Source organism: Ruegeria sp. (assembly GCF_965199275.1).
Lineage (GTDB): Bacteria > Pseudomonadota > Alphaproteobacteria > Rhodobacterales > Rhodobacteraceae > Ruegeria.
In genome coordinates, this window is sequence record NZ_CBDAQX010000024.1 from 13,308 (window position 1) to 26,684 (window position 13,377).

The following is a 13,377-nucleotide window of genomic DNA, read 5'->3' on the forward strand; positions in this document are numbered from 1 at the left end:
CAGGATATGACCCATGACACAAAGCCCAGTGACACAAAGCCCAGTGACACAAGACCCCACCGCACAAGACCCCGCGCCACAAACGCTCTCCTACGACGCCTTCGCACAGGCGCTCCTGGCCCTCACCGAGACAGGTCTTGCCCTGCCTCACGACATCCTGCCATGGACCGCTTTCCCCGAAGAGGCCGAGCCCCCGGAGACCATCACCAAAACCATGTGGGACCGCTACACATGGAACCCGCCGCAATTCGCCGCCGCCACACAGCCCGACCCCTATGGCCGCGAAGATGCAAAGGCCGGCGACAAGCCCGCATGGGACAGCCTCACCCGGCACGCCGTGCACCAGGCCTGCGAAGAGGCCCGGCAGCACAAGCACGCCCAACTGGCCGCAGAGCTTGCACGCCGCACCACCTTCACCCACAACGCCCGCACCTGGCAGGGCGATACCAAAAGCGCCGCAGCCATCACCGCCGCCGCCCTGCGCGCCGCCGCAGAACCCAACTGGCCCAAAGACTTCGTCTGGATCGATGCCGCAAACACCCGCGTCCCCATGCGCGCAGAGGACATCACAGCCCTCGCCAAAGCCCTCTCGGCCTGGCAGAGCGCCCGCCGCATCCACGCCCGCACACTCAAGGATGCCATCACCGCCGCCACAACCGCAGAGGCAATCCTTGCCATAAACGTCGCACAAGGATGGCCGGAGCACGCCACCCAGCCCCAATGACGCGCCCGCGCGGATATGCTAAAACACGTACAACGGAGATCGGACATGAGCCAGTACACACCGTCCTCAATGGAATATCTCGCCGCCAGAATCGACGACAAGCGCAAGGAACTCGAGGCGCTCGAGGCGCTCCACAAGACCCTGCTTGAGGCTTTCGGCCGTCGCCTGCCAAATGAAGCCGCCGATCTGGCCCTTTCAGAGATCCTCCTCAATGGCCGCTGACGGGCAGTTCGTCACACGGCTTGTCATGCAGGAGGGCGCGACCAGCAGATTTGAGCCCCGCACCTTCACGCGATGGCTCGGCGTGTTCCTGTCCGACATCGAAGCCATGCTGGGGCCCAGAGATCCCGCCTTCACTGTCCTCGGCATCGAGTTTGTCGATACATGCCATGAAATGCCCAAGACATGGTTCCCGGACACCCATCCTCATGGCAAGCATGTCATTGTGCACTTGAACCGGTCCGCAATGCAGGACGGGGCAAGGGCGCGCTGGCAGCTTGCTCACGAATGCGTCCACCTCATTGATCCCGCACAGGGCGTTGCCAGTGTCATGGAGGAAGGCATCGCGACATGGTTCCAGAATACCGCAACCACACGCAGCTTTCACAACGGCAGCGGGCCATATGCAGAAGCCGAACGCCTCGTATCACCCGTGATCAGGGAACTCTGCGACACGATCAGGTTCTTCAGAACGCAAAACCGCCTGCACCTTGATGATATCGCGCCAGCACACCTTCAGAACCACAACCCGAACTGGTCCGGCGACTTCTGCCGCGCTCTCACCGAGCCGTTTTCTGCGCTGAAGTAATGAGGCTGATCAAAAGCAAAAATGGCAAAACAACAACCCGATTGGGCGCGAAACTGTCGCGGCGAAAATCAACGCGCGGGATTCCATTGTGCGGTCGGGAATGTTAATCTTTCTGCAAGGCAGGAAAAGGCGCAGGCATGGCAATCCTTGGACGAAAAGATATCGGTGACAGAATCGCAACGGGCGCGATCAAAATCGAGCCGTTTGACAAGACTAAAATCGAGCCCGCGAGCTACGATTGTCGAATAGGCGATGTTCTTGCCGCCGGTGCCGGTCGTCATGTCTGGGGAGAGGGCGATGAGTTCATTCTCGAAAGCAACTCTTGGGCGTCTGTATCCTCGGAAGAGTTTTTTGAACTGCCCAACAGCATTTGCGCGTCATACGGCATCCGCTCTGGTCTTGCGAGGAGGGGTGTCATCGCGTTTGGGGGTCCTCAAATCGATCCCGGCTATAAGGGAAAAATTTTTGTTTCCCTATATAATCCGACGCTGGAGCCGATTATTTTGCAATACGGCCAGGTGATCATGTCGGTCATTTTCTATGAGCTATCATCAGAGGACGAGCACGGATATACCGGGCCATATCAAGGGCAAAAGGACTTTCCGTCACAAGATGTCGAATTTATGATGAGAATGCGCAGCCGGAACCTTGCTGATGTTATTGACAACGTTGAAACGCTTGATCACTCGGTCAAAAATCTTGCCAGTAACCTGAAAATCCTGACCTCCGATGTACATGAAATTCGGCAGATTGTGAATGATGCCAAGCCTTGGCTAAAGGTCATCGGCTGGATTTTGGGTGCCGCTGGAGTTGCCGCCGTCGGGTGGATTGTTATGTCACTCCTGCAGAGTTTCTTTGGAACACCCCCCGCGCCCTAGAGTCCTGCTGTACTGCACTGTCAGCAGTGCGCATCCGGTGTGTGACAACAATACTGCCGCACAAAATCCCGATTGAGCACGAAACTGTCGCACCGGAAATCAACGCGAAAATCACATCGATTGGGCGCGAAACTGTCGCGGATTGAGCAATAATTCTGTCGCGCTACAAGTGGTCAAAGCGTGACCTTCACGCCGACGGGGTTGCAAGTCTCAGGGAACTAACCCCTTGCCCCTTTGGCGCGCCGGGCCTAATACGCAGGCCTAGACTTCTGCGGAAATTAGAGGCGCGCCATGCTCGACCTGACATACGAAATGCCGAAAATCAAAACCATTGCCGGGGCCAAGCACGATTGGGAGCTGGTGATCGGGATGGAGGTTCACGCGCAGGTCTCGTCCAATGCCAAGCTGTTTTCCGGCGCGTCGACCCAATTCGGGGCCGAGCCGAACTCGAACGTGGCCTTCGTGGACGCGGCGATGCCGGGCATGCTGCCTGTGATCAACGAGTATTGCGTGGAGCAGGCCGTGCGCACGGGTCTTGGCCTGAAGGCGGATATCAACCTGAAATCGGCCTTTGACCGAAAGAACTATTTCTACCCTGACCTGCCGCAGGGTTACCAGATCTCGCAGCTTTATCACCCCATCGTGGGCGAAGGTGAAGTGCTGGTTGAGATGGGCGACGGCACCGCACGTATGGTTCGGATCGAACGCATCCACATGGAACAGGACGCGGGCAAATCGATCCACGACATGGACCCTCATATGTCCTTCGTCGATCTGAACCGGACCGGCGTCTGCCTGATGGAGATCGTTAGCCGCCCCGACATCCGTGGCCCTGAAGAGGCCGCCGCCTACGTCGCCAAGCTGCGTCAGATCATGCGTTATCTGGGCACCTGTGATGGCAATATGCAGAACGGCAACCTGCGGGCGGATGTGAACGTCTCGATCTGTTTGCCGGGTGCTTATGAGAAGTACCAGGAAACGCAGGACTTCTCGCATCTGGGCACGCGCTGCGAGATCAAGAACATGAACTCGATGCGCTTTATTCAGCAGGCGATTGAGGTCGAAGCCCGCCGTCAGATCGCCATCGTTGAAGCCGGTGGAACGGTAGATCAAGAAACCCGCCTGTACGATCCGGACAAGGGTGAGACCCGCTCGATGCGGTCCAAGGAAGAAGCGCACGACTACCGCTATTTCCCAGACCCTGACCTGCTACCGCTAGAGATCGAACAGGCATGGGTCGATGACATCGCCGCCAAGTTGCCGGAATTGCCCGACGAGAAAAAAGCGCGGTTTATCGAAGCGTTCGGCCTGACCGATTATGACGCCTCAGTCCTGACCGCCGAGGTCGAAAGCGCCGCTTATTTCGAAGAGGTCGCTAAAGGCCGCAACGGCAAGCTGGCCGCGAACTGGGTCATCAACGAGCTGTTTGGCCGGTTGAAGAAAGAAGACCACGACATCACCGACTCGCCCGTATCTCCGGCGCAGTTGGGTGGGATCATCGACCTGATTTCGTCGGACGCCATTTCGGGCAAGATCGCCAAGGATCTGTTCGAAATCGTCTACACCGAAGGCGGTGACCCGGCGCAGATCGTCGAAGAGCGCGGTATGAAGCAGGTCACCGACACTGGCGCGATCGAGGCTGCTTTGGACGAGATCATCGCCGCCAACCCAGCGCAGGTTGAAAAGGCCAAGGTGAACCCGAAACTCGCAGGCTGGTTTGTCGGTCAAGTGATGAAAGCCACCGGCGGCAAAGCCAACCCCAAGGCTGTCAACGAGTTGGTTGCCCAAAAGCTGGTTTCGTAGGCCCGTTTTCAAAGTTCTGCGACGGAGTCAGGCCACCTGCTTGACTCCGTTTTCTTTTGCGCCCTTTCTTCCGCGCAGGAGAGGTGCCATGACCAGAAAATTCGATCAGGAACTTGAAGACCGTCTGATGCGCTACACGGCTATCGACAGCCAAAGCGATGAGACATCACCTTCGACCCCAAGTACGCCCATTCAGTTCGACATGCTGAACCTGCTGCAGCGGGAGCTGACTGAAATCGGCGCGCAGGATGTCGAGATGACTGGCGACAGCGTCGTTGTAGCGACCATTCCTGGCACCGCCGAAGGGCCGACCGTGGGATTCCTGGCCCATGTCGACACCGCCCCGCAATTCAACGCAACCGGTGTCAAACCACGCGTCATCAAAGGCTATAACGGGGGTGAGATCACCTTTCCTGACGATCCCGATCTGGTTCTGTTCCCGGACGAACACCCTTATCTGGCCGAAAAGATCGGTCATGATCTGATCACCGCTTCGGGCACCACCCTATTGGGCGCTGACGACAAGGCCGGCGTGTCCATCCTGATGACCATGGCGCGGCACCTGATCGAAAATCCAGACATTCCACACGGGCCCATCCGCATTGCCTTCACCCCGGACGAAGAAATCGGGCGCGGCGTGACCGAGCAACTGCCAAAGGACCTCAAGGCCGATTTCGCCTATACGCTGGACGGGCAGGAAGTGGGCGAGATCGAATATGAAAGCTTCTCGGCCGACCGCGCGGTGATCAAGGTCACCGGCGTGTCGATCCATCCCGGTCTGGCCAAGGAAAAGATGGTCAATGCCACCCATCTGGCCGCAAAGATCGTGCAGACTCTGCCGCAGGCGACCTTGACCCCCGAGGTCACCGACGGTCGCGAAGGCTTCATCCACGTCACGGATATGAATGGCGGCTCGTCCGAGATGGAGATCAAGCTGATCCTGCGGGATTTCGAGATGGAGGGGCTCGAGGCCCAGCGCGACTTGGTGCGCAAGGTCTGCGACGCCGTTCAAGCATCCGAGCCACGCGCGACCATCACCTGCGACATCAGCCATCAATACCGCAACATGCGCTATTGGCTCGAGAATGACATGACCCCCGTCGATCTGGCGCGCGAAGCCTGTCAGGAACTAGGGATCGAACCCCTCTCGGTTCCGATCCGCGGCGGCACCGACGGCTCTCGCCTGACCGAATTCGGCACACCCTGCCCCAACCTGTTCACCGGCATGCAGTGCATTCATGGACCATTGGAGTGGATCTCGGTCCAGGACATGGCACTGGCGACCGAACTCTGCCTCTCGGTTGTTGCTAAGGCGGCGCAGAAAACCGGCTGATTTGCGCCACTCGCGCAACGTCTCTTTCACCCGGCGACCTGCGTGATAAGTTGTCGGCCAAAGGTACAAGGGAACAGTCGATGCCGCGCTACGAATACAAAGTCATTCCAGCCCCGCAAAAGGGCGCAAAGGCCAAGGGCGTCAAAACGCCCGAGGGCCGATTTGCCACCTCGGTCGAGCAAGTGCTGAACGAGATGGGCCAACAGGGATGGGAATACCAGCGCGCCGAGTTGCTGCCCAGCGAGGAGCGCTCGGGTCTGACCGGATCAACCACGAACTGGCGCAACGTGCTGGTGTTTCGGCGGGTGATTGACGCCGAGACCACCGAGGCAATGGCCCCCGTGGCCACACCATCGCCAACCGAAACGCCCGAGGGCGTACCCTTGGCTCAGCCCGTTCCCGGGCCAGATGCGGTTCAAGCCCCGGAACCAATTTCAGCCGAAGTAGATGAGCCGCCGTTGACGTTGAAACCGAGCGAAGAGGCCAAGTAAAACTCATCAGGGCTGAACGGGCCAGAAGGTGTGGTTTAGATAGCACGGATTTAGCCAACGAGGCTCAGGCAGTCATCCGTTCCTGAGTTTTGCTCGTATCGTTCCAAGATATCCTTCGCCACAGAAAAGGGCCCTGGCCGCGATGAAACCTTGCTCCGCTTTTCTTTGTTTCCTCACCGCAATCGCCTGCCAGATCGCGCTGCCTGCTGCGGCACAACAACGGTTGGGATGGGTCAGCCAGATAGACGGGCTCGCCGCCTATCAGGGCAGCGTCGATCTGGATCAGGGCGGAGACTTTAGCGCGACGCGATCGTTCCTGCGGGCCACCGGGCTTTACCGATTTCCTGACTTCCGACCTTTTTGTTGATCTGACTGGGTTTTTGGTTTGTTTTCAGGTGTGGTTGCTCAGAGGCGCGTTGTAGTGCCCCATTATTATAAAAAGTATTGACATGGGCCTTCAGATGGCTAACCTCTTCGCCCATGTTCATCCGCACCAAACATGACGCAAAGCTCAACCGCACACGGATCCAGATCGTTGAATCCGTCCGCACCGGCTCCAAGGTACGCCAGAAGATCCTGCGCCATGTGGGTGTGGCCCATAACGACAGCGAGATTGAGGATATCAAGCGTCTGGCGGGCCGCTTGATGGAGCAATTACGCATTGATCGCTCGCCGCAAATGGAACTGTTCACGCCCACGGAATATGCCGATCTGCAGGCGCTGGTGCGCCGCGCTCCGCGGCCGGACAAGCTTGGCGTTGATCTTGCCGAGTGCCGTGAGGAGGCGCGGGTCTCTCTGGGTCTGCGGGATGTCATGGGGACGATGTATGACCAACTGGGTTGGGGGGCCCTTCTGGGGGCGGCGCGTAAAAGTGCCAATCGCATTGTGAAAGAGCTGGTTATGGCGCGGATCGCACAGCCCGAGAGCAAGCGCGCGACCGTGGAGGCGTTGGAGAACCAGGCAGGCATCACGCTCAATCTGGACGTGGTCTATCGGAGCATGGATTACATCAATACGCCGGTGATAGACGGGATTTGCAAAACCTCTCACGCGGCGGCAGAGAAGTTGCTGGGCGGGCCAGTGACCGTGCTGTTCTACGATTGCACGACCCTGGCCTTTGACACCGAGCGCGAGGACCCGGCCGAGGATGCGGACGGGGTCGAGCAGGATCATCTTCTGGCCAAGGGCTTCAGCAAGGATGGCAAGCATCACCGCGCTCAGGTCATGCTGGCGCTGATCGTCACCTCCGATGGGCTGCCTGTGGGCTATGAACTCTTCCCGGGAAACACCTGGGAAGGTCATACGCTGGAAGCTGCGCTGAAGGCGTTGGAGGGACGCTTCGACGTGGCCAGGGTCACGTTCGTGGCCGATGCCGCCATGCTCAGCAAGGACAACCAGCAGATGTTGCAGAACAAGGGTCTGCCCTACATCCTCGGCTATCGCATGAAGTCCGCCCCGGCCGCCGTGAAGGCGAACATTTTGAGCCCGGAGGGACGCCAGCCTTGGGCTGGACACGGTTCTGAAGAGGCAACCGAGAAGGGCTGGTACAAGGTGATCGACCAGGAGGGAGCGCGGGTCATTGTGACCTGGTCACCCACCCGGGCACGCAATGATGCCCACAAGCGCGACAAGGCAATCGAAAAGCTGCACAAGAAGCTCAAGCGCTCTCGCAAACCCGGCAGCTTCAGCAGCCGGGGATATGGCCGCTTCCTGGCCTTCCCCGACAGCGGGGACGTCACGCTGGATGATGCAAAGATCAAGGCAGCGGCACAATGGGACGGGCTGCATGCCATTGTTGTTCATGGTGCGGACGAACTGGAGGCACAGGACGTCATTGCCCGCTATCACCAGTTGTGGGAGATCGAAGCCTGCTTCCGCACCAACAAGCACGATCTGAAAATCCGGCCCATCTATCACTGGTCGCCGCGTCGGGTCCGGGCCCATATCGCCATCTGCTACATGGCCTTCTGCTGCCTGCAGCACCTGCGCAAGCATCTGGACCTGCTCGGACACCCGATGAGCCCGGCTCGTATCCGCAACGAGTTGAACGCATTGCAGCTCTCGATCCTGCGCCACAAAGGCACCCCTGACCGCTACGGCATGCCAAGCCATGCCACGGTCGATGCCAGACGCATCCTCACCTGCGTCGGCCTGACCTGGAACGAAGCCCCTTTCAAGATACCCCCCGGGCGCACCCGAAAAACTGGCCAGACCAAAGCCTGAGCTCCCTCAACACTCCGAAACAATCGCTGGCGAAAAAAGTCCGTGTAGTGCCTTTTGGCAACCAAGGCATAATAATATCAATGACTTATACGAAAAAATGTCGGAAGTCAGGAGGAGCGCTCGGGTCTGACCGGATCAACCACGAACTGGCGCAACGTGCTGGTGTTTCGGCGGGTGATTGACGCCGAGACCACCGAGGCAATGGCCCCCGTGGCCACACCATCGCCAACCGAAACGCCCGAGGGCGTACCCTTGGCTCAGCCCGTTCCCGGGCCAGATGCGGTTCAAGCCCCGGAACCAATTTCAGCCGAAGTAGATGAGCCGCCGTTGACGTTGAAACCGAGCGAAGAGGCCAAGTAAAACTCATCAGGGCTGAACGGGCCAGAAGGTGTGGTTTAGATAGCACGGATTTAGCCAACGAGGCTCAGGCAGTCATCCGTTCCTGAGTTTTGCTCGTATCGTTCCAAGATATCCTTCGCCACAGAAAAGGGCCCTGGCCGCGATGAAACCTTGCTCCGCTTTTCTTTGTTTCCTCACCGCAATCGCCTGCCAGATCGCGCTGCCTGCTGCGGCACAACAACGGTTGGGATGGGTCAGCCAGATAGACGGGCTCGCCGCCTATCAGGGCAGCGTCGATCTGGATCAGGGCGGAGACTTTAGCGCGACGCGATCGTTCCTGCGGGCCACCGGGCTTTACCGATTTGATAGCGAAACTTCACTTGGTATCTCGGTCAGCTACGGGCAGCTAGACTATGACTTCAGCGCGGTAGACAACCAGCCTTGGAATGACATTCATGACATCCGAATATCAGCTCCTCTGCGGTTTCAGGCTGGACAGCGGGCCAGCGTGTTCGTGTCACCTCAGATCAGGTGGGACTATCAGAAAGGCGCCGCATCTTCGGATGGTCGTACCTATGGTGTTTTTGCGGGCGTTGCGTGGCAGATCAGCGAAAGCCTGACGATAGGACCAGCTTTTGGAGCCTTCACGCAGTTGGAAGATAGTGGTGTCGATCTCTTTCCGGCGCTTTTGGTGGATTGGGACATCAATGATCGCTGGAACCTGAACACCGGCTCAGGAATCGGTGCGACTCGCGGGCCGGGGCTGACCCTCAGCTACGCGTTGAATGACGATTTCAGCCTCTCACTGTCGGCCCGTTCCGAGAAAATTCGCTTCCGGCTGGACGAAGCGGGGCTGGCTCCGAACGGGATCGGTGAAGACAAGAGCCTCCCTGTGGTTGCGTCGCTCAGCTATAATCCGAATCCGGGCGTGTCTTTAACCGTCTTTGCCGGGGCCGAATTCGATGGTCGACTGACACTGGAGGACGAAAACGGCAACGAAATCAGCCGCCAGGGCTATGATACCGCACCTTTGGTCGGCCTCGCCTTTCGACTAAGGTTTTAAGCGAGATTAAATGCCAATATCCAACGCCAAGGCATGGATACGCGGCACAACGTCGCCCAGTGCCTTGTGAACCGCACGATGTCGGGCCACGCGAGATTGGCCCTCGAATGCGGCGGCGCGGATGCGGACGTTGAAATGGCTCTCACCACCTTCCTGAAACCCTGCGTGGCCCCGGTGGCTTTCGCTGTCATCCACCACCTCAAGCTCACGCGGATCAAAGGCGGCCTGCAGCCGGGTTCGGATTTCTTCGCTCACAGTCATTTTTACGCTCAGCGGCAAAAAACTTGCCGCCCCCCTCTTCTACTTTCGGCTGCTTAGACTAAACTGCTGCCTCCGAGTCGAGAAGATGCGTTCTTAAGGATCACAGCATGACGAAATCAGACCCTTTCGGATTCGATATGTCCGTCTCCAGCGCCAAGAAAAAGAACCCGCGCGGGCGTCGGGGCATGTCGGGCGCATCTGAGACCTCGGTGCGAATCTGTGATCATCCAGGCTGCGAAGAGGCGGGCAAGTACCGTGCTCCCAAGGCCCCGGACGTTCTGGATGACTTTTATTGGTTCTGCCAGCAGCATGTGCGCGAGTACAATCAGAAGTGGAACTTCTTCGACGGCACGACCGAGGCCGAGCTGAACGCACAACGCACGAAGGACAAAGTCTGGGAGCGTGAAACCAAGCCCATGGGCGACCCTGAGGCCCGCGCTTGGGCGCGTCTGGGTATCGAAGACCCACACCAGGTTCTGGGGGCAAACAGCACCCAGAACAAAGGCCGCACCTCGGGTGGCGGTGGCCGTCGCCTTCCGCCCACCGAACGGCGCGCCATCGAGATTCTGGAGGCCAATGACAGCTGGTCCAAGGCCGAGGTTCGCAAGGCTTACAAAAAGCTGATCAAGGTGCTGCACCCGGATATGAACGGCGGCGACCGGTCTCAGGAAGAGCAGTTGCAAGAGGTCGTCTGGGCCTGGGATCAGATCAAGGACAGCCGGAACTTCAAGTAGGCCGCTCCTATACTGGCAACAAATCTCGCAATACCTCTGCTTCGGGTCGCTTCAGGCAACGCAAGTGTGTGCGCTGTCGCTGCACCAACGCCTGATTTCTAAGCTCGGGAAACAAGGCATGCAATTCCTCGACGTCTTCGCGTTGGAATGATTTCAACGCAAGATCACCAAGGAACAAGCTTTCGCTTTGCAAACCATGTGACGAAAGGACCACATGCTGACTACAGGCAATGTGGAAGTAAGTTACTGGTGCTTCAGGCGGCATCTGACGGATCAAACCATCATTCATCAGATGTATTGCGGCACAAAAAACCCGGGGTTCACCAAAAAGAAGCTCGGCCCGCCAACCTTCCAGCACAATCCGATGCTGGGAGGAAACAAATAAGTCTTGGCTGGGCAGGTTATCACCCAAAGCGCCGCGCTGAATCCGGACGGGCCTGAACTTTGGATTTTTGCGCAACGCGTTCGCGCTCAGAGTTCTTTTGCCTATCCAGATGATCGGCAATGTTTGCCCGCCTGCCACACAGACCCGATCCCCAGCCATCAGAGAGTCTACAGGGCGTGGCCCTCTCTCTGTGTCAATCAGCGTTCCAGCTACAAAACAAGGCGGGTTGACCGGGTCGAGGTCACTTACGGTGATCTCCCAATTCCCGGTGCTGAGAGACCCGGTCGGATCGACACTATTGAAAGCGTAAATCTGCCCACCTACTTGGATAAAATCCGCGGTTTCACTGGTCCCGCGATAGTTCCCCTGACCAAGATAGGTGTAGGGTTCGAAGGTCGTGCCGCCATCGAAAGAAACCGTTTGCCCTGAGATAATCGCAGGTGTCGTTGATCCTTGAACTATGAGGTTACCAGTGCCGCCGGTCTCATTCACCGAGTAGAGGGTCGCGTCAAAGGGCATTCACTGCACCTTGCCGGTCGCCAACAGGTGACAATTGAAGCCGCCCTGATTCAACAGAGGATATCGCGAACACTTTAACCCCCTACATATAGCCCATTACACATGCGGGCTTTGCTCATTTTACCCTTCAAATAGGCCCATTCAAAGAAATATTTAATTTCCTGAATTTAAATCCCTGTCCGTCTCGGAGTGAGGCGTCCTCTTAACGATGATTGAATGAACGGGTTCTCAAACTTGTCCTTGAGTAGGAACTCAAGCCTGCGCTCGGACCGCGACTTGCCGTAGTTGCCGCGCGAATAGAGACATCAGGTTTTCATAAGGTTGACGATTTATTGAAGAACCCAACCCAAGCCGCTTGCTCAAGGCTACTCTAACACGACCCCGCCCTTCCCGCAGATAAGGCCAGTTGATAAGAAACATCCTGTCAGCGTTTTTAGCGCGCGGCTTTCCCTGTCGAGAACATTCTGAATTGTCCGGTGTAGGTAACATGCCAATTGTCCGCTTCAGTTGATTGCGCGGTGGCCCAATTCGGAGGGAGCCGTAGGCGACCGTAGATTTGGGCCACCGCGTTCGCGCCACGTCGAAGCGGGTCACGCGACTTTGTGTTTGCTATCCTCCTGTGTGATGGGTGATCCGTCAGGCTGGTAGCGGCCAATGCATCTCGGGCCGTGGAAGATGACCAGTTGACCATCGGGGTATTCGTGGACCCTGACCTTCGCCTTGACGAAATGATGACGGTGCCTGTCTGCCGCGATCTGCATGACCAGGCCCTTGTAGCGCACCGTATTGTCGTTGCCGACGACGCGGTCTTCCTGCACACACAGGGTGTCGCGCACATTGCCTGTAAACGGCACGAAGGCCGAGGTCGTATCCTCCGGCTCCTTTGCAAACAGGGCATTGTGTTCGGGAAGATAGACCTCTTTCAGGAACTGATTGGCCTCTTCAATGGTTGTGATCCCATGGGACCGCAGTTCCTGCGGCAATCGGTTCTGGAACGTGCCAAACATGCGTTCAGACCGTCCACGGGCCTGCGGTGAATAGGCCGGGATCAGCTCAATGCCGAGTTGCTGCAAGGCGCGCCCGACCTGGGTCAGATTGTCCTTGTCCACTTTGCCGCCCGCTTCGGGCGTATGCCAGTAATGAGAGCCCCGATCGGCATAGAGCGAGCAAAACAGACCTTGCGCCTCGATCACCTCTGTCAGCCCCTGAAAACTGCTCATCGTCCCTTCTTCCTCGACAAAGAATGCCGAATAAACCCGGTTGGTGGCATCGTCCATGGTGACGATCAGATCCCACCACTGACCCGGAACCCATTCATGGCTGGAGCCGTCCTGATGCAACATCATGCCAACCATCGGACGGCGGGGCCGCTTGCGCCGATGGGCACCTCGTCGGGGTGCTGCCTGAACCCGGCCGTGGCGCTGCAGTGTAAGCCGCACCCAGTTGTAGCTCTGTGTGAAACCATGGTGGGCCACCAGCTTCTCGTGGAAATGCTTCGGCGTGTAATCCCAGTACTTGGTATCAAACAGTTCAAGCATCTCCATGACCTTATCCGTGGCAACACGATTGTTGGCCAGTTTGCCAAGCCGACGGTCGTACAGACCTTCTGCACCATCCGCCTCAAATCGATCCTCCCAACGCCTGACGGTGCGCACGGATACACCCAGTATCTCAGCCGCCTGTTCTTGCGTCAGCTTGTTCGCGCTTCGCCGCGAATACACATCTTCAAACTTCATCAGTCGAACTTCCTGTAACACTTCTGCTCGGTTCATAACGCCTCCTCTCAGAGACAGAATAGAACCGGACAGATCGCATG

Annotated in this window: 14 protein-coding genes; 10 read left to right on the forward strand and 4 right to left on the reverse strand. The window is 57.9% G+C overall.

Going from position 1 to position 13,377, the window contains the following annotated elements:
• The first annotated feature begins 13 nt into the window (after positions 1-13).
• From ACOERD_RS24890 to ACOERD_RS24920, 7 genes are all read left to right on the forward strand, one after another.
• Positions 14-724, forward strand: coding sequence for a DUF4376 domain-containing protein (locus tag ACOERD_RS24890; protein WP_419737949.1), 711 nt, complete (start codon positions 14-16; stop codon positions 722-724).
• Between the two features lie 45 nt (positions 725-769).
• Positions 770-946, forward strand: coding sequence for a hypothetical protein (locus ACOERD_RS24895; RefSeq protein ID WP_419737950.1), 177 nt, complete (start codon positions 770-772; stop codon positions 944-946).
• Positions 936-1,532: a hypothetical protein gene (locus tag ACOERD_RS24900; RefSeq protein ID WP_419740850.1), complete on the forward strand. Its 597-nt coding sequence runs from the start codon at positions 936-938 to the stop codon at positions 1,530-1,532. Before ACOERD_RS24895 ends, ACOERD_RS24900 begins: the two co-directional genes overlap by 11 nt.
• Before the next feature lie 137 nt (positions 1,533-1,669).
• Positions 1,670-2,410, forward strand: a complete 741-nt coding sequence (locus tag ACOERD_RS24905; RefSeq protein ID WP_419737952.1) for a dCTP deaminase — start codon at positions 1,670-1,672, stop codon at positions 2,408-2,410.
• A 291-nt stretch (positions 2,411-2,701) separates the two neighbouring features.
• Positions 2,702-4,213 carry an Asp-tRNA(Asn)/Glu-tRNA(Gln) amidotransferase subunit GatB gene (gene gatB / locus ACOERD_RS24910; protein ID WP_419740851.1) on the forward strand — a complete coding sequence of 504 codons (1,512 nt, stop codon included), beginning with the start codon at positions 2,702-2,704 and terminating at the stop codon, positions 4,211-4,213.
• Between the two features lie 88 nt (positions 4,214-4,301).
• The gene (pepT, locus tag ACOERD_RS24915; RefSeq protein WP_419740852.1) at positions 4,302-5,546 is read left to right on the forward strand and encodes a peptidase T; all 1,245 of its coding nucleotides are present in this window, start codon (positions 4,302-4,304) and stop codon (positions 5,544-5,546) included.
• Between the two features lie 80 nt (positions 5,547-5,626).
• Complete coding sequence (locus tag ACOERD_RS24920; protein WP_419740853.1) at positions 5,627-6,037, forward strand: DUF4177 domain-containing protein; 411 nt, start codon at positions 5,627-5,629, stop codon at positions 6,035-6,037.
• A gap of 296 nt (positions 6,038-6,333) precedes the next feature.
• Here ACOERD_RS24920 and ACOERD_RS24925 read toward each other — a convergent pair whose 3' ends face one another.
• Positions 6,334-6,525, reverse strand: a complete 192-nt coding sequence (locus ACOERD_RS24925; protein ID WP_419740854.1) for a hypothetical protein — start codon at positions 6,523-6,525, stop codon at positions 6,334-6,336.
• On the opposite strand from ACOERD_RS24925, the gene ACOERD_RS24930 reads away from it, so the two are divergent.
• Positions 6,518-8,260 (forward strand): IS1634 family transposase, encoded by a 1,743-nt coding sequence (locus ACOERD_RS24930; protein ID WP_419737624.1) that lies wholly within the window; start codon positions 6,518-6,520, stop codon positions 8,258-8,260. The two genes, ACOERD_RS24925 and ACOERD_RS24930, sit on opposite strands and share 8 nt — an antisense overlap.
• Positions 8,261-8,762: 502 nt before the next feature.
• Positions 8,763-9,662, forward strand: coding sequence for a hypothetical protein (locus ACOERD_RS24935; RefSeq protein WP_419740855.1), 900 nt, complete (start codon positions 8,763-8,765; stop codon positions 9,660-9,662).
• A 6-nt stretch (positions 9,663-9,668) separates the two neighbouring features.
• On the opposite strand, the gene ACOERD_RS24940 is transcribed toward ACOERD_RS24935, so the two are convergent.
• Complete coding sequence (locus ACOERD_RS24940; protein WP_419740856.1) at positions 9,669-9,923, reverse strand: BolA family protein; 255 nt, start codon at positions 9,921-9,923, stop codon at positions 9,669-9,671.
• 107 nt (positions 9,924-10,030) lie between these two features.
• On the opposite strand from ACOERD_RS24940, the gene ACOERD_RS24945 reads away from it, so the two are divergent.
• Complete coding sequence (locus ACOERD_RS24945; RefSeq protein WP_170375034.1) at positions 10,031-10,657, forward strand: J domain-containing protein; 627 nt, start codon at positions 10,031-10,033, stop codon at positions 10,655-10,657.
• Positions 10,658-10,664: 7 nt separating this feature from the next.
• Here the strand turns inward: ACOERD_RS24945 and ACOERD_RS24950 are convergent, their stop codons facing one another.
• Entirely contained in the window at positions 10,665-11,561 is an 897-nt protein-coding gene (locus ACOERD_RS24950) for a Hint domain-containing protein (RefSeq protein WP_419740857.1), read from the reverse strand.
• Positions 11,562-12,151: 590 nt separating this feature from the next.
• A complete protein-coding gene (locus ACOERD_RS24955; RefSeq protein WP_419737631.1) occupies positions 12,152-13,333 on the reverse strand; it encodes an ISNCY family transposase in 1,182 nt (393 codons plus the stop codon).
• Between the last annotated feature and the right edge of the window lie 44 nt (positions 13,334-13,377).

Bases quoted from the DNA above. Each gene is read 5' to 3' on its own strand.
- ACOERD_RS24890 (WP_419737949.1), top strand. From the start codon at position 14: ATGACACAAAGCCCAGTGACACAAAGCCCAGTGACACAAGACCCCACC.
- ACOERD_RS24895 (WP_419737950.1), top strand. From the start codon at position 770: ATGAGCCAGTACACACCGTCCTCAATGGAATATCTCGCCGCCAGAATC.
- ACOERD_RS24900 (WP_419740850.1), top strand. From the start codon at position 936: ATGGCCGCTGACGGGCAGTTCGTCACACGGCTTGTCATGCAGGAGGGC.
- ACOERD_RS24905 (WP_419737952.1), top strand. From the start codon at position 1,670: ATGGCAATCCTTGGACGAAAAGATATCGGTGACAGAATCGCAACGGGC.
- gatB (WP_419740851.1), top strand. From the start codon at position 2,702: ATGCTCGACCTGACATACGAAATGCCGAAAATCAAAACCATTGCCGGG.
- pepT (WP_419740852.1), top strand. From the start codon at position 4,302: ATGACCAGAAAATTCGATCAGGAACTTGAAGACCGTCTGATGCGCTAC.
- ACOERD_RS24920 (WP_419740853.1), top strand. From the start codon at position 5,627: ATGCCGCGCTACGAATACAAAGTCATTCCAGCCCCGCAAAAGGGCGCA.
- ACOERD_RS24930 (WP_419737624.1), top strand. From the start codon at position 6,518: ATGTTCATCCGCACCAAACATGACGCAAAGCTCAACCGCACACGGATC.
- ACOERD_RS24925 (WP_419740854.1), bottom strand. From the start codon at position 6,525: ATGAACATGGGCGAAGAGGTTAGCCATCTGAAGGCCCATGTCAATACT.
- ACOERD_RS24935 (WP_419740855.1), top strand. From the start codon at position 8,763: ATGAAACCTTGCTCCGCTTTTCTTTGTTTCCTCACCGCAATCGCCTGC.
- ACOERD_RS24940 (WP_419740856.1), bottom strand. From the start codon at position 9,923: ATGACTGTGAGCGAAGAAATCCGAACCCGGCTGCAGGCCGCCTTTGAT.
- ACOERD_RS24945 (WP_170375034.1), top strand. From the start codon at position 10,031: ATGACGAAATCAGACCCTTTCGGATTCGATATGTCCGTCTCCAGCGCC.
- ACOERD_RS24950 (WP_419740857.1), bottom strand. From the start codon at position 11,561: ATGCCCTTTGACGCGACCCTCTACTCGGTGAATGAGACCGGCGGCACT.
- ACOERD_RS24955 (WP_419737631.1), bottom strand. From the start codon at position 13,333: ATGAACCGAGCAGAAGTGTTACAGGAAGTTCGACTGATGAAGTTTGAA.